Here is a 20,225-nt window from a genome sequence, read left to right on the forward strand (position 1 = left end):
GCGGGTTCGAGTCCCGTCCGTTCCGCCACTTATTAGAAAATTAAGCCTGCTACCTTAGCAGGCTTAATGATAAGAAATATAGGGGCGTAGCTCAGTTGGTAGAGCACCGGTCTCCAAAACCGGGTGTCGCGAGTTCGAGTCTCTCCGCCCCTGCCAGAAACAATCCTTAGCATTTTTGCTAAGGATTTTTTTTATCTGAAAATCACGCCACCTTCATACTGTTTATTTCCTGTTTCTGGCATCCTTGCCAGCGTCCATTTTAATCATCAAGAATATTCGTTTTCAGCAGATCGCAGATAAGTGTATGTTTATCGCTATTTTGCAGCCAGACCGCATACAACGGACGTGAAAGTGTCGTGCTGTCAGAAACTATATGGAGATCGCTTTTTGTTTTCGCCCAACACACGGGAAGCCAACTAAAACCCTTCAGTACAGGAAGTTGCTGTCTTGCTAGCTCAGCAGAACTGGTGGTTAGCACAGGAACTTCGTCGCCGGCAACTAATCCCGCTTCGTGTTGTTGAAAATCAGGTCCCCACTCCAGACGCAGATAATTCAGTTCATCTTTTGTTTGTGATGGAGCGCTGCAATAGAGCGCCAGCGTGAAATACCCCAGTAGTTGACTGCTAAATTCGTCCATTTTTGGGGATTCAGTAGTAATCAGCAGATCAAGCTGTCGTTCATGGAGTTGCTTTACTAGCGACTGGCGCTGCGCGATCCTGGCTTCAAACTGCAGGCTGGTTTGCGGCACCTGCGACTGATATAAACGACCCAGCCAGCTATTGAGCATGCATTCCCAAAGGGAAGCGCTGGCACCGATAGAGAACTCATTATGGCGTGAGGTATTTGCGACCTCCTTACGTGCTGCTTGCCACGTATTCATCAGCGTTTCAGCATATGGCAATAATTTTTCACCCGCAGCGGTTAAACGGATATTGTTTCTGTGTCGGGTGAAGAGGTTCACACCCAGTTGATTTTCCAGTTGTCTGATGCGAAAACTGACCGCCGATTGGGTCAAATAGAGCGCTTCAGCTGCCCGGCCAAAGTGGCGCGTTCGGCTAACTTCCAGGAAAGTCTTTAACAATTCCGTATCCACAACTCACCCCATAAAATTATTTGTCGTTATGATTTAAATCTTTTGTTTGACGCTCTGTCAAGCGTAACTAATACTCCGCGCCATAAATAGCTCGGCCAAAGAATTAGGAGCGTGCAGGATGGCGGAAAGCTTTACGACGACTAATCGATATTTCGACAATAAATATTATCCCCGCGGATTCTCCCGTCATGGTGATTTCACCATTAAAGAGGCACAGCTGCTTGAGCGTCACGGCTATGCCTTTAATGAGCTGGATCTGGGCAAGCGTGAGCCGGTAACTGAAGAAGAGAAGTTGTTTGTGGCGGTATGCCGTGGTGAACGTGAGCCGGTTACCGAAGCGGAACGTGTGTGGTCTAAATACATGACGCGTATTAAGCGTCCAAAACGTTTCCACACGCTGTCTGGCGGCAAACCTCAGGTGGAAGGTGCAGAAGATTACACCGAGTCAGAGGATTAATAAAAAAAGGGCGAAAGCCCTTTTTTTATGCCAGTAGTTTCTGTAAATGGATTAACAACCTGTCTATTGCCCGATAGCCAACGGCTTCCTGTAAATGTTGACGGGTGATCTGGTCACATTGCTCAATATCCGCAATTGTGCGAGCGACCTTTATCAAGCGCAGCCATGCGCGGATGGACAATCCAAGATGTGCTAACGTTTCCTCCAGCCAGCGTGCGTCATCCCTGTGTAAGACGCAGAATTGATGTATATCCTGGCTGCCCAGATGCGCATTTAACTTATTTTGCCGCTGATACTGGCGCTCACGCGCGGCCATAACCCGTTTCTTCACCGTCTCACTGTCTTCTCCCTTTGCTGCTCGCTGACTGAGTATACCGGGCGGTGGAAGGGGTATTTCGAGGGACAAATCGAAGCGGTCGAGAAAAGGGCCAGATAAGCGATTGAGGTAACGTAGCGTTTGCTCTGGGGTACAACGGTTGTGGTTTCCCTGATAGTGCCCTGTTGGGCTTGGATTCATTGCTGCTATCAATTGAAAGCGTGCCGGGTAGGTTATTTTTGCCCGGGTGCGTGATAAATGAATCTGTCCGGATTCAATAGGCTCACGCAGGGCATCCAGCGTACGGCGTTCAAACTCGGGCAATTCATCCAGAAATAATATGCCGTTATGTGCCAGAGAAATCTCACCCGGTGCCGGTATCGATCCTCCTCCTACCATTGCGGTTAAGGACGCGCTGTGATGGGGTGAGCGAAAGGGGCGTTGCTTCCACTGTTTTTGTATGGTGTCGGAATTGACCAGGCTGAGAATTGCCGCGCTTTCCAGAGCCTCATCATTACTTAACGGTGGTAACAATCCGCGAAGGCGACTGGCAAGCATCGTTTTTCCCGTACCCGGCGGGCCGATGAGCAAGAGATTGTGGCCGCCTGCAGCGGTAATCTCCAGCCCTCGCTTGCCCTGTTCCTGGCCGATGACGTCACTGAGGTCATCAGATGAGCCTGAAGGTGGAATCTCTACGCAAACAGGCCTTTCTAATTCATGCTTACCTTCGAGAAATGCGCACACGGCTTGCAGGTGATCGGCAATCAGGCAGCCCTCGCCGTGTATTAGCCCCACTTCTGCAGCGTTCTCTTTTGCGACAATAATTCGCCTACCTGCGCGAATTGCTTCAGTTGCGCTGGATATTGCTCCGGGAACGCCACGTAGAGCACCTGTAAGCGCTAGTTCACCGACTAACTCATAAGTATCGAGATTATGTGTTGTAAGCTGCTCTGACGCAGCCAGAAGCGCAATGGCGATAGGTAAATCATATCTCCCTCCTTCTTTAGGCAGATCTGCCGGGGCAAGGTTGATGGTTATCTTCTTGGCCGGAAATTCATACCCGCTATTAATAATCGCACTGCGAACTCGATCTCGAGCCTCTTTCACGGTGGTTTCGGGTAGTCCAACCATGGTTAAACCGGGCAAGCCATTACTAATATGGACTTCAATAGTAATGGGTGGTGCATTGACGCCTAATGCGGCGCGCGTGTGGACTATCGACAGTGACATAACCCCTCCTGATGCAGGCATTATGTCTTAATAGATGGCGACAATATCTTGCTTGATTGATACTTTTAGATGCTGATTCATGTATTTTTATGCAAGGGTTAATATTTTACGTAACCTCTGGAACAACGCTCACAAGCGCCGCTCAAAGTGCCGCCTGCAGAGGGAAAACATGATCGTGTTTACTGAATAACGTGAAATATTTTCATTTTCTATTTTTTGTATAAAAAACAACGCGATTTATAGAAACCGTTAACCGTGTCAGAAAAATGAATGCAGAAATATCTTGTGCCATAGTGAAACTCTATGGTAACTCTTTAGGTATTCCTTCGAACAAGATGCAAGAAAATACAAAAATGACAGCCCTTCTACGAGTGATTAGCCTGGTCGTGATTAGCGTGGTGGTGATTATTATCCCACCGTGCGGGGCTGCACTTGGACGAGGAAAGGCTTAAAAAACAAGCCTTAACGAACTAAGACCCCCGCACCGAAAGGTTCGGGGGTTTTTTTTGACCTTAAAAACTTAAACGAGGAGCAGAAAGTGAACACTAGCATAAAATTCTGTTTCTCAAGATTTACGGCGGGGATGTAACTATGAATGGGGCACAGTGGGTGGTACATGCGTTGCGTGCACAAGGGGTGAAAACCGTCTTTGGCTATCCCGGTGGCGCAATTATGCCGGTTTACGATGCGTTGTACGACGGCGGCGTAGAACACCTGTTGTGTCGACACGAGCAGGGGGCGGCGATGGCGGCGATTGGCTATGCCCGCTCAACCGGTAAAACCGGTGTCTGTATCGCGACTTCCGGTCCTGGTGCAACCAACCTGATCACCGGCCTGGCAGATGCGCTGTTAGATTCCGTTCCCGTTGTGGCGATCACTGGTCAAGTCTCTTCCCCGTTTATCGGCACCGATGCGTTCCAGGAAGTGGATGTACTCGGCATGTCGCTGTCATGTACCAAACATAGTTTCCTGGTGCAGTCGCTGGAAGAGTTGCCGCGTATCATGGCCGAGGCCTTCGACGTGGCGAACTCTGGTCGTCCGGGTCCGGTTCTGGTTGATATCCCGAAAGACATTCAGTTAGCCAGTGGTACGCTGGAGCCCTATTTCACCACCGTCGAAAACGTAGTTGCTTTCCCACATGCTGAGATTGAACAAGCCCGCAAGATGTTGGCGAAGGCACAGAAACCCGTGCTGTACGTAGGTGGTGGCGTAGGGATGGCGCAGGCAGTTCCAGCGCTGCGTGAGTTTATCGCCGCAACGCATGTGCCGGTGGTTTGTACGTTGAAAGGCCTTGGCGCGGTGGATGCAGATTACCCGTACTATCTGGGTATGCTGGGCATGCATGGCACCAAAGCGGCAAACTTTGCGGTGCAGGAGTGCGATTTGCTGATCGCCGTCGGTGCGCGTTTTGATGACCGGGTGACTGGCAAGCTGAACACTTTTGCCCCCAATGCCAGCGTGATCCACATGGATATCGATCCGGCCGAGATGAACAAACTGCGCCTGGCACACGTTGCGCTGCAAGGCGATTTAAATACGCTGTTACCTGCATTGCAACAACCGCTGGCCATCAACGAATGGTGCCAGTATGCCGCCGACATGCGTGCAGAACATGCCTGGCGCTATGATCATCCGGGGGAGGCTATTTACGCTCCGCTGTTGTTAAAACAGTTGTCCGAAAGGAAACATAAGGATAGCGTGGTGACGACGGATGTTGGTCAGCATCAGATGTGGTCAGCACAACACATGACCTACACTCGCCCGGAGAACTTCATCACCTCCAGCGGCCTGGGGACGATGGGCTTTGGCTTACCTGCAGCAGTGGGGGCGCAGGTGGCCCGTCCGAATGATACGGTCATCTGTATCTCCGGTGATGGCTCCTTCATGATGAATGTGCAGGAGCTGGGCACCGTAAAACGCAAGCAGTTGCCGCTGAAAATCGTCTTACTCGACAACCAGCGGTTAGGCATGGTGCGACAATGGCAGCAGCTGTTTTTCCAGGAACGCTATAGCGAAACTACCCTGACCGATAATCCCGATTTCCTTATGTTGGCCGGCGCCTTCGGCATCCCTGGCCAACACATCACCCGTAAAGACCAGGTTGAAGCGGCTCTCGACACCATGCTGAACAGTAATGGGCCATACCTGCTTCATGTCTCAATCGACGAACTTGAGAATGTCTGGCCTCTGGTACCTCCTGGTGCCAGTAACTCAGAAATGCTGGAGAAATCATCATGATGCAACATCAGGTCGCCGTTGAGGCTCGTTTCAATCCGGAAACGTTAGAACGTGTTTTGCGCGTGGTACGCCATCGTGGTTTTCAGGTGTGCTCCATGAATATGAATGCTGCCAGCGATGCGCAGAATATAAATATTGAATTGACCGTTGCCAGCCCACGGTCGGTCGACTTACTGTTTAGTCAGTTAAGTAAACTGGTCGATGTTGCACATGTTGCTATCTGCCAGAGCACAACCACATCACAACAAATTCGCGCCTGAGCGCAAAAGGAAGAGAAATGACGACGAAAAAAGCTGATTTCATTTGGTCTAATGGCGAGATGATTCGTTGGGAAGACGCGAAGGTTCACGTGATGTCCCATGCGCTGCACTACGGTACATCAGTATTTGAAGGTATCCGTTGCTATGATTCTCACAAAGGGCCGGTGGTGTTCCGTCATCGCGAGCACATGCAGCGTCTGCGTGATTCAGCCAAAATTTATCGTTTTCCGGTTTCTCAGAGCGTTGATGAGTTGATGGAAGCTTGCCGTGCGGTGATCCGTAAAAATAACCTGACCAGTGCGTACATCCGCCCGCTGGTGTTTGTTGGCGATGTCGGCATGGGCGTTAACCCACCGGCGGGATACACCACGGATGTGATCATTGCTGCGTTCCCGTGGGGGGCTTACCTGGGTGCTGATGCCCTGGATCAGGGGATCGACGCGATGGTTTCTTCCTGGAACCGTGTCGCACCCAACACCATTCCTACCGCCGCCAAGGCGGGTGGTAACTACCTGTCTTCACTGCTGGTGGGTAGCGAAGCGCGTCGTCATGGTTATCAGGAAGGTATTGCGCTGGATGTGAACGGCTACATCTCCGAAGGCGCGGGTGAAAACCTGTTTGAAGTTAAAGACGGCATTCTGTTTACTCCACCGTTTACCTCTTCCGCGCTGCCGGGCATCACACGTGATGCGATTATCAAACTGGCGAAAGACCTCGATATCGAAGTGCGTGAACAGGTGCTGTCTCGCGAGTCGTTGTATCTGGCCGATGAAGTGTTCATGTCCGGTACGGCGGCAGAAATTACCCCGGTGCGCAGCGTTGATGGTATCCAGGTGGGTGAAGGCCGTTGTGGCCCGGTCACCAAGCGCATTCAGCAGGCCTTCTTTGGCCTCTTCACCGGTGAAACGGAAGATAAATACGGCTGGTTGGATCAGGTTAATCACTAAGTATAAATTTGGGACGGCACGCACCGTCCCATTTAAATAGTCAGACGGGAGTAAATAAAGCATGCCTAAGTATCGTTCCGCCACAACAACACATGGCCGCAATATGGCGGGAGCCCGCGCGCTGTGGCGCGCTACCGGGATGACTGACGATGACTTCGGTAAGCCGATTATCGCCGTCGTAAACTCGTTTACCCAGTTCGTGCCGGGCCACGTGCATCTGCGCGATCTCGGTAAGCTGGTTGCCGAACAGATCGAAGCCTCCGGCGGCGTAGCCAAAGAGTTTAATACTATCGCCGTGGATGACGGTATCGCCATGGGCCACGGGGGCATGCTGTATTCCCTGCCGTCACGTGAGCTGATCGCCGATTCGGTGGAGTACATGGTGAACGCCCACTGCGCCGATGCGATGGTCTGTATCTCTAACTGCGACAAAATCACCCCGGGGATGTTAATGGCTTCCCTGCGCCTGAACATCCCGGTGATCTTTGTGTCCGGCGGCCCGATGGAAGCCGGTAAAACCAAACTCTCAGATCAGATAATCAAACTCGATCTGGTGGATGCGATGATTCAGGGTGCGGACCCGAAAGTCTCTGATTCGCAAAGCGATCAGATTGAGCGCTCCGCCTGTCCGACCTGTGGTTCCTGTTCGGGGATGTTCACCGCTAACTCGATGAACTGCCTGACTGAAGCGCTGGGCCTGTCGCAGCCGGGTAACGGTTCGCTGCTGGCCACCCACGCCGATCGTAAACAGCTGTTCCTCAATGCGGGTTCACGTATCGTTGAGCTGACCAAACGCTATTACGAACAGAATGATGATTCTGCGCTGCCGCGCAATATTGCCAACAAGGCGGCGTTTGAAAATGCCATGACACTGGATATCGCCATGGGGGGGTCCACGAACACCGTTCTGCACCTGCTGGCGGCTGCACAGGAAGCTGAAATCGACTTCACCATGAGTGATATCGACAAGCTGTCCCGCAAAGTGCCACAGCTGTGTAAAGTCGCGCCGAGCACCCAGAAATACCATATGGAAGATGTTCACCGCGCGGGCGGTGTGCTGGGGATTTTAGGCGAGTTGGATCGTGCCGAGTTATTGAATCGTGATGTGAAAAACGTGCTGGGGTTGACCCTGCCACAAACCCTGAATCGCTATGATGTCATGCTGACCCAGGATGAGGCGGTGAAAAACATGTTCCGCGCCGGCCCGGCGGGCGTTCGTACCACCCAGGCGTTCTCGCAGGATTGTCGCTGGGACACGCTGGATGACGATCGCGCTGAAGGCTGTATCCGCTCGCTGGAACACGCTTACAGCAAAGACGGCGGTCTGGCGGTGCTGTACGGTAACTTTGCGGAAAACGGCTGTATCGTAAAAACCGCAGGCGTGGATGACAGCATTCTGAAATTCACCGGCCCGGCGAAAGTCTACGAAAGCCAGGACGATGCCGTTGAAGCCATCCTCGGTGGCAAAGTGGTTGCTGGTGATGTGGTGGTGATTCGCTACGAAGGGCCGAAAGGCGGACCAGGGATGCAGGAAATGCTCTACCCAACCACCTTCCTGAAATCCATGGGGCTGGGTAAAGCCTGTGCCTTGATCACCGACGGTCGTTTCTCCGGCGGGACGTCAGGTCTGTCTATCGGTCACGTTTCTCCGGAAGCGGCGAGCGGCGGTAACATCGCGATTATTGAAGATGGCGACATGATTGCGATTGATATCCCGAATCGTGGCATTGAGCTGTTGTTGAGCGATGCGGAGATCGCGGCCCGTCGTGAAGCGCAGGATGCTCGCGGTGACAAAGCCTGGACGCCAAAAGATCGCCAGCGTCAGGTCTCCTTCGCGCTGCGTGCCTATGCCAGCCTGGCAACCAGCGCTGACAAAGGCGCGGTGCGCGATAAATCGAAGCTGGGGGGCTAATACCATGGCTGATTCACAACCCCTGTCCGGCTCCCCTGAGGGGGCAGAATATCTCAGGGCGGTGCTGCGTGCGCCGGTCTATGAAGCGGTGCAGGTTACGCCGCTGCAAAAAATGGAAAAACTCTCTTCGCGCCTCGATAACGTGGTCCTGGTGAAGCGCGAAGACCGACAGCCGGTACACAGTTTCAAGCTGCGCGGGGCCTACGCGATGATGGCAGGCCTGACTGAAGCGCAAAAAGCGCAGGGCGTGATCACCGCGTCGGCAGGAAACCATGCTCAGGGCGTGGCCTTCTCCTCTGCGCGCCTTGGGGTGAAGGCGCTGATCGTCATGCCAACGGCTACCGCGGATATCAAAGTCGATGCCGTTCGCAGTTTCGGTGGCGAAGTGCTGCTGCACGGTGCCAATTTTGATGAAGCGAAAGCCAAAGCGATTGAATTGGCACAGCAACAAGGTTTCACCTGGGTTCCGCCATTCGATCACCCGATGGTGATTGCCGGGCAGGGCACACTGGCGCTTGAGCTGCTGCAGCAGGATGCGCATCTCGATCGGATATTTGTTCCGGTTGGCGGCGGCGGTCTGGCGGCGGGTGTGGCGGTGCTGATTAAACAGCTGATGCCACAAATCAAAGTTATTGCCGTGGAAGCCGAAGACTCAGCCTGCCTGAAGGCGGCACTGGATGCGGGCCACCCGGTCGATCTGCCGCGCGTAGGCCTGTTTGCTGAAGGCGTGGCGGTGAAACGCATCGGTGATGAAACCTTCCGCCTGTGTCAGGAATACCTCGACGACATTATCACCGTTGATAGCGATGCAATCTGCGCGGCGATGAAAGACTTGTTCGAAGACGTGCGTGCGGTGGCGGAGCCGTCTGGTGCACTGGCGCTGGCGGGGATGAAAAAATACATCGCCCAGCACAATATTCGTGGTGAACGTCTGGCGCACGTGCTGTCCGGTGCCAACGTCAATTTCCACGGCCTGCGCTATGTGTCTGAACGCTGCGAGCTGGGTGAACAACGTGAAGCGCTGCTGGCGGTGACAATCCCGGAAGAAAAGGGGAGTTTCCTGAAATTCTGCCAGCTGTTGGGTGGACGTTCGGTGACCGAATTTAACTACCGGTTTGCCGATGCGAAAGATGCCTGCATTTTTGTCGGCGTACGCCTGAGCCGCGGTCTGGAAGAGCGCAAAGAAATCCTCCAGTTGCTTAGCGACGGCGGTTACAGCGTGGTGGATCTGTCCGATGATGAAATGGCCAAGCTACACGTGCGCTATATGGTCGGTGGACGCCCCTCGAAACCGCTACAGGAACGTCTTTATAGCTTTGAGTTCCCCGAGTCGCCAGGGGCGCTGCTGAAATTCCTGCATACCTTAGGGACCCACTGGAATATCTCGTTGTTCCATTATCGCAGTCACGGCACCGACTATGGTCGCGTGCTGGCGGCGTTTGAATTGGGCGATCATGAGCCGGATTTTGAAACGCGGATCAACGAACTGGGCTACGACTGCCATGATGAGAGTCATAACCCGGCGTTCAGGTTCTTTCTGGCAGGGTAGGCCGGATAAGGCGCTTGTGCCGCCATCCGGCATTAGTGGCCAGGCAGCAAGCTCCAGAATGCCTCAATCAGCGGCTCATGCAGCCGCTTTTTTTGTACGCAAACGCCCAGCTCAAACGGCGTTTTCTCGTCGCTACGTTCTAAAATCATCACGCGGTTACGCACCGGCTCTGGACTGTTTTCCAGCACCACTTCCGGCAGCAGCGCCACGCCGCAGCCCAGCGCCACCATCGAGACCATCGCCTCGTGACCGCCGACCGTGGCATAGATTGATGGATTACTGATTTTATGACGGCGGAACCACAGCTCAATGCGGCGGCGTACCGGGCCCTGGTCGGCCATGATAAACGGCACAGTGGACCAATCGGGATCATCGATGGACACCTGATTGCGTACCGGGCACGGCAATGCCGGAGCAATTAACACCACCGCCAGATTTTCCAGCATAGAGAATGCCACCGCACCAGGCAGGGTTTCCGGTTTCCCGGCTATTGCCAGATCCGCTTCTCCGGTGACCACTTTTTCCATCGCATCGGCGGCATCGCCGGTGGTGAGCTTAATCTCGACCGAAGGGTGTTCTGCGCGAAAGCGATCAAGGAATGGCGGCAGATGGCTGTAGGCGGCGGTGACCGAACAGAAGATATGCAGCTCGCCCGACAGCGAGGGTCCCTGCTGATCGAGGGTGTGGCGCAGTTGCTGATACTGCAATAACGTCTGCTGGGCAAAAATGCGCAGCTCTTCGCCCGCTTCGGTCAGCGTGACCGTGCGGTTATCCCGCACGAACAGCGCCTGGCCAAGATCCTCTTCGAGTCGCTGAATCTGCCGGGAAAGCGTGGAGGGGCTGACGTGCATCGCCCGCGCGCTGCGGCCAAAGTGGCGGCTTTCCGCCAGGTGCAGGAAGGTTTTTAGATCGCGTAAATCCACGGCTCGCACTCCACGATTTTACATTGCATAAATTGCAACGTGACGTTGTGAATATATCAATTTCCGCAATAAATTTCCTGTCATATAGTGGGTTCATTCTCGCAAAAGCGAACCGAACAATAAGACACACAACATCACGGAGTACACCATCATGGCTAACTACTTTAATACACTGAACCTGCGCCAGCAGCTGGCACAGCTGGGTAAATGTCGCTTTATGGGCCGCGACGAATTCGCCGATGGCGCGAGCTACCTTCAGGGTAAAAAAGTGGTCATCATCGGCTGTGGCGCTCAGGGTCTGAACCAAGGCCTGAACATGCGTGACTCCGGTCTGGATATCGCCTACGCACTGCGTAAAGAGGCGATTGCTGAGAAGCGCGCTTCATGGCGTAAAGCGACCGAAAACGGCTTTAAAGTCGGTACCTACGAAGAGCTGGTTCCGCAGGCTGACCTGGTGGTTAACCTGACGCCAGACAAACAGCACTCCGACGTGGTGCGTTCCGTACAGCCGCTGATGAAAGACGGCGCGGCGCTGGGCTATTCCCACGGTTTCAACATCGTGGAAGTGGGCGAACAGATCCGTAAAGACATTACCGTCGTGATGGTTGCGCCGAAGTGCCCGGGTACCGAAGTGCGTGAAGAATACAAACGCGGTTTCGGCGTACCGACCCTGATTGCGGTTCACCCGGAAAACGACCCGAAAGGCGAAGGCATGGCAATTGCTAAAGCCTGGGCAGCCGCAACCGGCGGTCACCGTGCGGGTGTGCTGGAATCCTCTTTCGTCGCGGAAGTGAAATCTGACCTGATGGGCGAGCAGACTATCCTGTGCGGTATGCTGCAGGCCGGTTCTCTGCTGTGCTTCGACAAGCTGGTGGAAGAAGGAACTGATCCGGCATACGCGGAAAAACTGATTCAGTTCGGCTGGGAAACCATCACCGAAGCGCTGAAGCAGGGCGGCATCACCCTGATGATGGACCGTCTGTCTAACCCGGCGAAACTGCGTGCTTATGCGCTGTCCGAACAGCTGAAAGAAATCATGGCGCCGCTGTTCCAGAAACATATGGACGACATCATCTCCGGCGAATTCTCTTCCGGCATGATGGCTGACTGGGCTAACGACGATAAGAAACTGCTGACCTGGCGTGAAGAGACCGGTAAAACCGCGTTCGAAACCGCTGCCCAGTTCGACGGTAAAATCGGCGAGCAGGAGTACTTCGATAAAGGCGTTCTGATGATCGCGATGGTGAAAGCGGGCGTTGAGCTGGCATTCGAAACCATGGTGGATTCCGGCATCATCGAAGAGTCGGCTTACTACGAATCACTGCATGAGCTGCCGCTGATTGCCAACACTATCGCCCGTAAGCGTCTGTATGAAATGAACGTGGTAATCTCCGATACCGCTGAGTACGGTAACTACCTGTTCTCTTACGCTTGCGTACCGCTGCTGAAAGAGTTCATGACCACGCTGCAAACTGGTGACCTGGGCAAAGCCATTGCTGAAGGTGCGGTCGATAATGCTCAGCTGCGTGACGTCAACGATGCTATTCGTAGCCATGCGATTGAAGAAGTTGGCCAGAAACTGCGCGGCTACATGACTGACATGAAGCGTATCGCTGTCGCAGGCTAACTCCCCATCGTCTTTCAACTTGTTGATGCGTTGGCTACATTCGTACACCCCAGTCACATAGTTATCTATGTGACTGGAGATGAACTTCCTTGCCGCCTTCCGCTAAGACGAAATGCATAGAAGAATGTCATATTTATAGAATTTAGTAGGCCTGATAAGCGAAGCGTCATCAGGCAAAAAAGCCCGGAGGTTTATACTCCGGGCTTTCTATTAGTTGCGGTACAGCACTTTAATGATGTGGTAACCGAACTGGGTGTGCAGCGGGCCTGTTGGCTCCAGCACCGGGCAGGAGAAGACCACTTTATCAAACGCCGGAACCATCTGGCCCTGACGGAATTCACCCAGGTGACCGCCTTTCTTACCTGACGGGCAGGTGGAGTGTTTCTTCGCCAGCTTCTCGAAGTCGGCACCATTTTTAATTTGCTCCAGAAGATCCAGTGCCAGTTTCTCTTCTTTAACAAGGATATGCAGTGCTGCTGCTGTTTTTGCCATGATCGTGCCTTGAGTGGGGTGGTTGAGGCTGGCTATACTACCATGCTCTAAATCTCCCCTCCCGACTTTCATTGAGTGATCTTTATGCGTTTAAACCCCGGACAACAACAAGCCGTCGAATTCGTCACCGGACCCTGCCTGGTGCTGGCGGGTGCTGGCTCCGGCAAAACCCGCGTGATCACCAACAAAATTGCGCACCTAATCCGCGTTTGCGGCTATCAGGCACGGCATATTGCGGCGGTGACCTTTACCAACAAGGCCGCGCGTGAGATGAAAGAGCGTGTGGCGCAGACGCTGGGCCGTAAAGAGGCGCGCGGGCTGATGATCTCCACCTTCCACACCCTGGGGCTGGACATTATCAAGCGTGAATACGCAGCGCTGGGCATGAAGTCGAACTTTTCATTGTTCGATGACACCGACCAGGTGGCGTTGCTGAAGGAATTGACCGAAGGGCTCATCGAAGACGATAAGTTGATCCTCCAGCAGCTGATCTCGACGATCTCCAACTGGAAAAACGATCTGATGACGCCCTCACAGGCGGCAGCCAGCGCCAAAGGCGAGCGCGATCGTATTTTTGCCCACTGCTACGGTTTGTACGACGCGCACATGAAAGCGTGTAACGTCCTCGATTTTGACGATCTGATTTTGCTGCCTACGCTGCTGCTTCAGCGCAATGAAGAGGTCCGTGAACGCTGGCAGAACAAGATTCGTTATCTGCTGGTGGATGAATATCAGGATACCAACACCAGCCAGTACGAGCTGGTAAAACTGCTGGTGGGTAGCCGTGCGCGCTTTACCGTGGTGGGCGATGACGACCAGTCTATCTATTCCTGGCGCGGTGCACGTCCGCAAAACCTGGTGCTGCTGAGCAAAGATTTCCCGGCGTTGCAGGTGGTTAAGCTGGAACAGAACTATCGTTCTTCCGGACGTATCCTGAAAGCGGCAAACATCCTCATTGCCAACAACCCACATGTTTTTGAAAAACGACTTTTTTCCGAGCTGGGTTACGGTGTCGAACTTAAGGTATTAAGCGCCAATAACGAAGAACATGAAGCAGAGCGCGTGACCGGCGAACTGATTGCCCACCACTTTGTTAACAAGACGCAGTATAAAGATTACGCGATTCTGTACCGCGGTAATCATCAGTCGCGGGTGTTCGAAAAATTCCTGATGCAGAACCGCATCCCGTACAAAATTTCTGGCGGCACGTCGTTTTTCTCCCGTCCGGAGATTAAAGATCTGCTGGCCTATCTGCGGGTACTGAGTAACCCGGATGATGACAGCGCATTTCTACGTATCGTGAATACGCCAAAACGGGAAATTGGTCCGGCGACGCTGCAAAAACTGGGCGAGTGGGCGATGACGCGTAATAAAAGCCTGTTTACCGCCAGCTTTGATATGGGGCTTAGCCAGACGCTAACCGGGCGCGGCTATGAGTCGCTGACCCGCTTTACACAGTGGTTGGGTGAAATTCAGCGCCTGGCCGAGCGTGACCCGATTGCGGCTGTGCGCGATCTGATCCACGGCATTGACTACGAATCGTGGCTCTATGAAACCTCACCCAGCCCGAAAGCTGCCGAAATGCGTATGAAAAACGTCAATACACTCTTCAGTTGGATGACGGAAATGCTGGAAGGTAGTGATATTGATGAACCGATGACGCTGACCCAGGTTGTTACCCGCTTTACTCTGCGCGACATGATGGAACGTGGCGAGAGTGAAGAAGAGTTGGATCAGGTACAACTCATGACGTTACATGCCTCCAAAGGGCTGGAGTTCCCGTACGTGTTTATGGTGGGCATGGAAGAAGGCTTTTTGCCACATCAGAGCAGCATTGATGAAGATAACATCGATGAAGAACGTCGTCTGGCCTATGTTGGCATCACTCGCGCGCAGAAAGAACTGATTTTTACACTGTGTAAAGAGCGTCGTCAGTACGGTGAACTGGTGCGCCCGGAGCCGAGTCGTTTTCTGCTGGAATTACCGCAGGACGATATTATCTGGGAGCAGGAGCGAAAAGTGGTCAGCGCTGAGGAGCGGATGCAGAAAGGGCAAGCCAGCATCGCGAATATTCGGGCAATGATGGCGAAAGCAAAAGAGAAGTAGGTTTTTGTAGGCCGGATAAACGTAGGCTATCCGGCAATACTTGAGGGTTAGTGCACTTCTAAAGGCCAATGGACATAGCTTTGCCACTGGCTTTCCTGATCGATAAGCTCTTTACCCAGCGGATGATGCACCAGCCAGCCTTCAGGCAGTGTTATCGTAAGATGTTCATTCTTTGCTTCGAGATGAATTTCCGGTACTAAATCGTCCCGGCGACGGCTGGCAAAAATGATCGCCAGACGGAGCAAACGGCAAAGATGTTCCGCAATACGCGGCGGCACCGCGTTTTGCTGGTGGAGCGAAGAGAGATCGACCGGGTTGGTTTGGTTGAGTAACAGCGTGGCTAACAGTTTTTTCTGTGCGGGGGTAAATCCCGGAAGATCGAGATTGCGCACCAGATAGGCCGCATGCTGCGGCGCTTGCTTAAAATCGACGCTAAGTCCAATTTCATGCAACTGACAGGCACTAATCAGTAGTTCGCGGCTGATAGCTTCCAAATGCCACTTTTTATCTACTTGATCGAGGAACTTACTTGCCAGGTTAGCGACACGATGCGCCTGATCGGTATCGACCATAAATCGACGCTGAATATTTCTCAACGTGCGACTGCGAATGTCCTGGTCCACGGCCAGATGCAGCATGCCATAGACCAGACCTTCACGTAATGCGCCGCCAGCAAGGGTCATACACTGGATATTGAGCTCAGTGAAAATGGCGATTAGGATTGCCAGTCCGCTGGGGAACACCAGCGCACGTTCCAGCGTTAACCCTTCGATTTCCAGCTCTTCAAGACGTCCGCAATGAATGGCGCGCTGCTTTAATTGCTGAAGTTTTGCCAGCGTAATGCGCTCGTCCATGCCCTGCGCCATCATGATTTCCTGCAGTGCCTGTACGGTGCCAGAAGCCCCGACACACACTTTCCAGCCGTGAAAACGTAGATTGTCAGCGACAGGACGCAAGACTTCACGCGCTGCCTTCTCTGCCTCGTCAAAGTTTTCCTGCGCCAGATTTCGATCGGTAAAGTACCGTTCGAGCCACGTGACGCAGCCCATTGACAGGCTAAACAAGGAGGTGGTTTGTGCACCTGAGCCGGTGACCAGTTCGGTACTGGCTCCGCCGATATCGACGACCAGACGCTGATCGGCACCGCCGGTGGTGTGGGCAACCCCCTGATAAATCAGCCGGGCTTCTTCTTCACCGCTAATAACCTGAACGGCACAGCCGAGGATCTCTTGCGCTTTGGCAATAAAAATGTCGGCATTGGTGGCGATACGCAGTGTTGCCGTGGCAACCACGCGAATTTGTGGCTGAGGAATATCCTGCAGGCGCTCTGCAAACAGCCGTAGACACTGCCAACCGCGCTCCATGGCTTCAGCAGAGAGCGCATTATCACTATTCAGGCCAGCGGCCAGACGCACTTTGCGTTTAATCCGCGTGAGCGTCTGGATGCTTCCCGCTACCTCGCGTACAACCAGCATATGAAAACTATTGGAGCCGAGATCGATTGCTGCATACAACGAGGTAGAATTCATACACTTCATCCTTCAACCTGTATCTGTGTTGGCTGCGTTTTCTCACCGCCTTGATACAGGCTGAATGATTTTGTGTATGGCATAACGTTTCTTAACCTGAACGACGACGATTACGCGGAGCACCACCGGTGCGGCGTGGGCCATTACCAGGGCGCGTTCGCGTCAGGCGAAGCGGCTTCGGCAAATCGGTCATCAGTGCATCCGGGTTATACTTGCTGACCGGAATCGAGTGGCCGATATAGGTCTCGATAGCAGGTAAATTCAACGCGTACTCTTCGCAGGCCAGGCTGATGGAGTGTCCGCTTGCGCCTGCACGACCGGTACGACCAATACGGTGTACGTAGTCTTCGCAGTCATCCGGCAGGTCATAGTTAAATACATGCGTAACAGCCGGAATATGCAGACCACGCGCGGCAACGTCGGTTGCAACCAGAATGTCGAGATCGCCACGGGTGAACTCTTCCAGAATGCGCAGACGTTTTTTCTGTGCCACGTCACCGGTCAGCAGACCGACGCGATGGCCGTCAGCGGCAAGGCTGCCCCAAATATCTTCGCAACGGTGCTTGGTGTTTGCAAAAACAATGGCGCGATCTGGCCACTCTTCTTCGATCAGCGTTTGCAGTAAACGCATTTTCTCTTCGTTTGAAGGATAGAAGAGCTCTTCTTTGATACGGTGGCCCGTCTTCTGTTCCGGTTCGACTTCTACGTACTCGGCGTTGTTCATTTGTTCGAACGCCAGTTCGCGAACGCGGTAAGAGAGGGTCGCGGAAAACAGCATATTCAGACGCTGGTTGGTTGGCGGCATCCGACGGAACAGCCAGCGGATATCTTTAATAAAGCCCAGATCGTACATGCGATCGGCTTCATCCAGTACCACGACCTGAATGGCACCCAGGTTGATGTGGTTCTGTTTTGCGTAGTCAATGAGACGGCCCGTGGTGCCGATAAGGATATCGACGCCGCTTTCCAGCACTTTCAGCTGTTTGTCGTAACCGTCGCCGCCATAAGCCAGGCCTAATTTCAGACCGGTAGTTTGCGCCAGCGGTTCCGCATCGGCATGGATCTGCACGGCTAACTCACGCGTTGGCGCCATAATTAGCGCACGCGGTTGGTTCACCTTGCGATCGGCAATCGCGGGATGAGAGAGAAGATAATGAAACGTTGACGTCAGAAACGCCATCGTTTTCCCGGTTCCGGTTTGCGCCTGTCCTGCGACATCACGACCTGCCAGCGTTAGCGGGAGGGCCAGTGCCTGAATGGGCGTGCAATTATGAAACCCTTTATTTTCAAGGGCTTCTATCACCTGTGGGTGCAGTGCGAAGTCGGAAAACTTCTGTTCTGTTAAATGTGTTTTGCTCATAGTGTGGTAGAATATCAGCTTACTATTGCTTTACGAAAGCGTATACGGTGAAATAAAGTCAACCTTTAGTTGGTTAATGCTACACCAACACACCAGGCTTTTTCCTGTGGAGTTATTATGAGCGATAAAATTATTCACCTGACAGACGACAGTTTTGACACGGATGTACTCAAAGCGGACGGAGCTATCCTCGTTGATTTCTGGGCAGAGTGGTGCGGTCCGTGCAAAATGATCGCTCCAATTCTGGATGAAATCGCTGACGAGTATCAGGGTAAATTGACGGTTGCGAAACTGAACATTGACCAAAACCCAGGCACCGCACCGAAATATGGTATCCGTGGTATCCCGACCCTGCTGCTGTTTAAAAACGGCGAAGTTGCGGCGACAAAAGTCGGCGCACTGTCCAAAGGTCAGCTAAAAGAGTTCCTCGACGCTAACCTGGCGTAAGATGGAATTATCAAGTTCGGGCGACCTGATTCCAAAATTCTTCGGATGACTGGACGCCCGACTTGAGTCGTGCTAAGTTAGTGTTGACTTCGTATTAAACATACCTTATTAAGTTTGAATCTTGTTTATCCAATGCTTCCCGTTGTTTCTCGCGCGAGAAGTGGACAGATTCCTGGCTTGTCGCTCAATCCGTCTTGTCGTTTCAGTTCTGCGTACTTTCCTGTGACCAGACAGCGAACAGACATGAGTCGATGGCCGTAAACAGGCATGGATGACCCTGCCATACCATTCACAACATTAAGTTCGAGATTTACCCCAAGTTTAAGAACTCACACCATTATGAATCTTACCGAATTAAAGAATACGCCGGTTTCTGAGCTGATCACTCTCGGCGAAAATATGGGCCTGGAAAACCTGGCTCGTATGCGCAAGCAGGACATTATTTTTGCCATCCTGAAGCAGCACGCAAAGAGTGGCGAAGATATCTTTGGTGACGGTGTGCTGGAGATATTGCAGGATGGATTTGGTTTCCTTCGTTCTGGAGACAGTTCCTACCTCGCAGGCCCAGACGACATCTACGTATCCCCTAGCCAAATCCGCCGTTTCAACCTCCGCACTGGTGACACCATTTCCGGTAAGATTCGTCCTCCTAAAGAGGGTGAGCGTTACTTTGCATTGTTGAAAGTTAACGAAGTTAACTACGACAAGCCGGAAAACGCGCGTAATAAGATTCTGTTCGAGAACTTAACCCCGCTGCACGCAAACTCACGTCTGCGTATGGAACGTGGTAACGGTTCTACAGAAGACTTAACGGCTCGTGTCCTGGATCTGGCGTCTCCGATCGGTCGCGGCCAACGTGGTCTGATTGTGGCACCGCCGAAAGCCGGTAAAACCATGCTGCTGCAGAACATTGCACAGAGCATCGCTTACAACCACCCAGACTGCGTGTTGATGGTACTGCTGATCGACGAACGTCCGGAAGAAGTGACTGAGATGCAGCGTCTGGTTAAAGGTGAAGTGATTGCTTCCACCTTTGACGAACCCGCATCTCGCCACGTTCAGGTTGCGGAAATGGTTATCGAGAAAGCGAAACGTCTGGTTGAGCACAAGAAAGACGTTATCATCCTGCTTGATTCCATCACCCGTCTGGCGCGTGCCTACAACACTGTGGTACCGGCTTCCGGTAAAGTGTTGACTGGTGGTGTTGATGCCAACGCCCTGCACCGTCCGAAGCGTTTCTTCGGTGCGGCACGTAACGTGGAAGAGGGCGGCAGCCTGACCATCATCGCGACTGCGCTGGTCGATACCGGCTCTAAAATGGATGAAGTTATCTATGAAGAGTTTAAAGGTACCGGCAACATGGAACTGCACCTCTCGCGTAAGATTGCTGAAAAACGCGTCTTCCCGGCTATCGACTACAACCGTTCCGGTACCCGTAAAGAAGAGCTGCTCACCACTCAGGAAGAGCTGCAGAAAATGTGGATCCTGCGCAAAATCATTCATCCGATGGGTGAAATCGACGCGATGGAATTCCTCATTAACAAGCTGGCGATGACCAAGACCAACGACGACTTCTTCGATATGATGAAGCGCTCTTAAGTCGGGCATCCTCTGAAAACGCCACGTTTTACGTGGCGTTTTGCTTTTATGCCTGTAACCTAAGCGACACATAAGCAATAGTGATGTCACTCACCTTTATTTTGCGCTCGATACGTCATTCGTGTTGTGTGATTAATAAT

The 20,225-nt window shown here is 52.9% G+C and carries 18 protein-coding genes and 1 tRNA gene; 13 read left to right on the forward strand and 6 right to left on the reverse strand.

What is annotated here, in order from left to right:
* Positions 1–80 precede the first annotated feature (80 nt).
* Positions 81–156, forward strand: a tRNA-Trp gene (locus FDX01_RS01785).
* A 103-nt stretch (positions 157–259) separates the two neighbouring features.
* Here FDX01_RS01785 and hdfR read toward each other — a convergent pair.
* Entirely contained in the window at positions 260–1,093 is an 834-nt protein-coding gene (gene hdfR / locus FDX01_RS01790; RefSeq protein WP_117343779.1) for an HTH-type transcriptional regulator HdfR, read from the reverse strand.
* A 118-nt stretch (positions 1,094–1,211) separates the two neighbouring features.
* On the opposite strand from hdfR, the gene maoP reads away from it, so the two are divergent.
* The gene (maoP, locus tag FDX01_RS01795; RefSeq protein WP_096758961.1) at positions 1,212–1,550 is read left to right on the forward strand and encodes a macrodomain Ori organization protein MaoP; all 339 of its coding nucleotides are present in this window, start codon (positions 1,212–1,214) and stop codon (positions 1,548–1,550) included.
* Between the two features lie 25 nt (positions 1,551–1,575).
* Here maoP and FDX01_RS01800 read toward each other — a convergent pair whose 3' ends face one another.
* A complete protein-coding gene (locus FDX01_RS01800; RefSeq protein WP_115259865.1) occupies positions 1,576–3,096 on the reverse strand; it encodes a YifB family Mg chelatase-like AAA ATPase in 1,521 nt (506 codons plus the stop codon).
* A gap of 353 nt (positions 3,097–3,449) precedes the next feature.
* Here FDX01_RS01800 and ilvL point away from each other — a divergent pair, with 353 nt between their 5' ends.
* The 6 genes from ilvL to ilvA all read left to right on the forward strand — a co-directional run bounded on the left by ilvL (position 3,450) and on the right by ilvA (position 10,002).
* Entirely contained in the window at positions 3,450–3,548 is a 99-nt protein-coding gene (gene ilvL / locus FDX01_RS01805; protein ID WP_001311244.1) for an ilv operon leader peptide, read from the forward strand.
* Positions 3,549–3,687: 139 nt separating this feature from the next.
* The gene (gene ilvG, locus FDX01_RS01810) at positions 3,688–5,334 is read left to right on the forward strand and encodes an acetolactate synthase 2 catalytic subunit (RefSeq protein ID WP_115259864.1); all 1,647 of its coding nucleotides are present in this window, start codon (positions 3,688–3,690) and stop codon (positions 5,332–5,334) included.
* Positions 5,331–5,594, forward strand: coding sequence for an acetolactate synthase 2 small subunit (gene ilvM, locus FDX01_RS01815; RefSeq protein ID WP_096758958.1), 264 nt, complete (start codon positions 5,331–5,333; stop codon positions 5,592–5,594). Before ilvG ends, ilvM begins: the two co-directional genes overlap by 4 nt.
* A 17-nt stretch (positions 5,595–5,611) precedes the next feature.
* Positions 5,612–6,541, forward strand: coding sequence for a branched-chain amino acid transaminase (locus tag FDX01_RS01820; RefSeq protein ID WP_096758957.1), 930 nt, complete (start codon positions 5,612–5,614; stop codon positions 6,539–6,541).
* A 61-nt stretch (positions 6,542–6,602) separates the two neighbouring features.
* Entirely contained in the window at positions 6,603–8,453 is a 1,851-nt protein-coding gene (gene ilvD / locus FDX01_RS01825; protein WP_137399132.1) for a dihydroxy-acid dehydratase, read from the forward strand.
* A gap of 4 nt (positions 8,454–8,457) precedes the next feature.
* The gene (gene ilvA, locus FDX01_RS01830) at positions 8,458–10,002 is read left to right on the forward strand and encodes a threonine ammonia-lyase, biosynthetic (RefSeq protein ID WP_096758955.1); all 1,545 of its coding nucleotides are present in this window, start codon (positions 8,458–8,460) and stop codon (positions 10,000–10,002) included.
* A 32-nt stretch (positions 10,003–10,034) separates the two neighbouring features.
* On the opposite strand, the gene ilvY is transcribed toward ilvA, so the two are convergent.
* Positions 10,035–10,925 carry an HTH-type transcriptional activator IlvY gene (gene ilvY, locus FDX01_RS01835; RefSeq protein WP_117343782.1) on the reverse strand — a complete coding sequence of 297 codons (891 nt, stop codon included), beginning with the start codon at positions 10,923–10,925 and terminating at the stop codon, positions 10,035–10,037.
* Positions 10,926–11,076: 151 nt separating this feature from the next.
* Between ilvY and ilvC the strand changes: the two genes are divergently transcribed.
* Positions 11,077–12,552, forward strand: a complete 1,476-nt coding sequence (gene ilvC, locus FDX01_RS01840; RefSeq protein ID WP_096758953.1) for a ketol-acid reductoisomerase — start codon at positions 11,077–11,079, stop codon at positions 12,550–12,552.
* Between the two features lie 210 nt (positions 12,553–12,762).
* Here the strand turns inward: ilvC and ppiC are convergent, their stop codons facing one another.
* Positions 12,763–13,044, reverse strand: a complete 282-nt coding sequence (gene ppiC / locus FDX01_RS01845; RefSeq protein ID WP_015960967.1) for a peptidylprolyl isomerase PpiC — start codon at positions 13,042–13,044, stop codon at positions 12,763–12,765.
* An 84-nt stretch (positions 13,045–13,128) separates the two neighbouring features.
* Here ppiC and rep point away from each other — a divergent pair, with 84 nt between their 5' ends.
* On the forward strand, positions 13,129–15,150 hold the full coding sequence (gene rep, locus FDX01_RS01850; protein WP_117343783.1) for a DNA helicase Rep: 2,022 nt from the start codon (positions 13,129–13,131) through the stop codon (positions 15,148–15,150).
* 47 nt (positions 15,151–15,197) lie between these two features.
* On the opposite strand, the gene gppA is transcribed toward rep, so the two are convergent.
* On the reverse strand, positions 15,198–16,679 hold the full coding sequence (gene gppA / locus FDX01_RS01855) for a guanosine-5'-triphosphate,3'-diphosphate diphosphatase (protein WP_115259859.1): 1,482 nt from the start codon (positions 16,677–16,679) through the stop codon (positions 15,198–15,200).
* 91 nt (positions 16,680–16,770) lie between these two features.
* A complete protein-coding gene (gene rhlB, locus FDX01_RS01860) occupies positions 16,771–18,039 on the reverse strand; it encodes an ATP-dependent RNA helicase RhlB (RefSeq protein ID WP_096758950.1) in 1,269 nt (422 codons plus the stop codon).
* A 117-nt stretch (positions 18,040–18,156) separates the two neighbouring features.
* Here rhlB and trxA point away from each other — a divergent pair, with 117 nt between their 5' ends.
* The 3 genes from trxA (at position 18,157) to rho (ending at position 20,085) form a co-directional block, all read left to right on the forward strand.
* Positions 18,157–18,486, forward strand: coding sequence for a thioredoxin TrxA (gene trxA / locus FDX01_RS01865; protein ID WP_001280776.1), 330 nt, complete (start codon positions 18,157–18,159; stop codon positions 18,484–18,486).
* A gap of 132 nt (positions 18,487–18,618) precedes the next feature.
* On the forward strand, positions 18,619–18,747 hold the full coding sequence (locus FDX01_RS01870) for a rho operon leader peptide (RefSeq protein WP_102191218.1): 129 nt from the start codon (positions 18,619–18,621) through the stop codon (positions 18,745–18,747).
* A gap of 78 nt (positions 18,748–18,825) precedes the next feature.
* Positions 18,826–20,085, forward strand: a complete 1,260-nt coding sequence (gene rho / locus FDX01_RS01875) for a transcription termination factor Rho (RefSeq protein WP_096758948.1) — start codon at positions 18,826–18,828, stop codon at positions 20,083–20,085.
* The last annotated feature ends 140 nt before the right edge of the window (positions 20,086–20,225 follow it).

Source organism: Citrobacter sp. wls613, assembly GCF_005281195.1.
GTDB lineage: Bacteria > Pseudomonadota > Gammaproteobacteria > Enterobacterales > Enterobacteriaceae > Citrobacter > Citrobacter gillenii.

Bases quoted from the DNA above. Each gene is read 5' to 3' on its own strand.
- maoP (WP_096758961.1), top strand. From the start codon at position 1,212: ATGGCGGAAAGCTTTACGACGACTAATCGATATTTCGACAATAAATAT.
- FDX01_RS01800 (WP_115259865.1), bottom strand. From the start codon at position 3,096: ATGTCACTGTCGATAGTCCACACGCGCGCCGCATTAGGCGTCAATGCA.
- ilvL (WP_001311244.1), top strand. From the start codon at position 3,450: ATGACAGCCCTTCTACGAGTGATTAGCCTGGTCGTGATTAGCGTGGTG.
- ilvG (WP_115259864.1), top strand. From the start codon at position 3,688: ATGAATGGGGCACAGTGGGTGGTACATGCGTTGCGTGCACAAGGGGTG.
- ilvM (WP_096758958.1), top strand. From the start codon at position 5,331: ATGATGCAACATCAGGTCGCCGTTGAGGCTCGTTTCAATCCGGAAACG.
- FDX01_RS01820 (WP_096758957.1), top strand. From the start codon at position 5,612: ATGACGACGAAAAAAGCTGATTTCATTTGGTCTAATGGCGAGATGATT.
- ilvD (WP_137399132.1), top strand. From the start codon at position 6,603: ATGCCTAAGTATCGTTCCGCCACAACAACACATGGCCGCAATATGGCG.
- ilvA (WP_096758955.1), top strand. From the start codon at position 8,458: ATGGCTGATTCACAACCCCTGTCCGGCTCCCCTGAGGGGGCAGAATAT.
- ilvC (WP_096758953.1), top strand. From the start codon at position 11,077: ATGGCTAACTACTTTAATACACTGAACCTGCGCCAGCAGCTGGCACAG.
- ppiC (WP_015960967.1), bottom strand. From the start codon at position 13,044: ATGGCAAAAACAGCAGCAGCACTGCATATCCTTGTTAAAGAAGAGAAA.
- rep (WP_117343783.1), top strand. From the start codon at position 13,129: ATGCGTTTAAACCCCGGACAACAACAAGCCGTCGAATTCGTCACCGGA.
- gppA (WP_115259859.1), bottom strand. From the start codon at position 16,679: ATGAATTCTACCTCGTTGTATGCAGCAATCGATCTCGGCTCCAATAGT.
- rhlB (WP_096758950.1), bottom strand. From the start codon at position 18,039: ATGAGCAAAACACATTTAACAGAACAGAAGTTTTCCGACTTCGCACTG.
- trxA (WP_001280776.1), top strand. From the start codon at position 18,157: ATGAGCGATAAAATTATTCACCTGACAGACGACAGTTTTGACACGGAT.
- FDX01_RS01870 (WP_102191218.1), top strand. From the start codon at position 18,619: ATGCTTCCCGTTGTTTCTCGCGCGAGAAGTGGACAGATTCCTGGCTTG.
- rho (WP_096758948.1), top strand. From the start codon at position 18,826: ATGAATCTTACCGAATTAAAGAATACGCCGGTTTCTGAGCTGATCACT.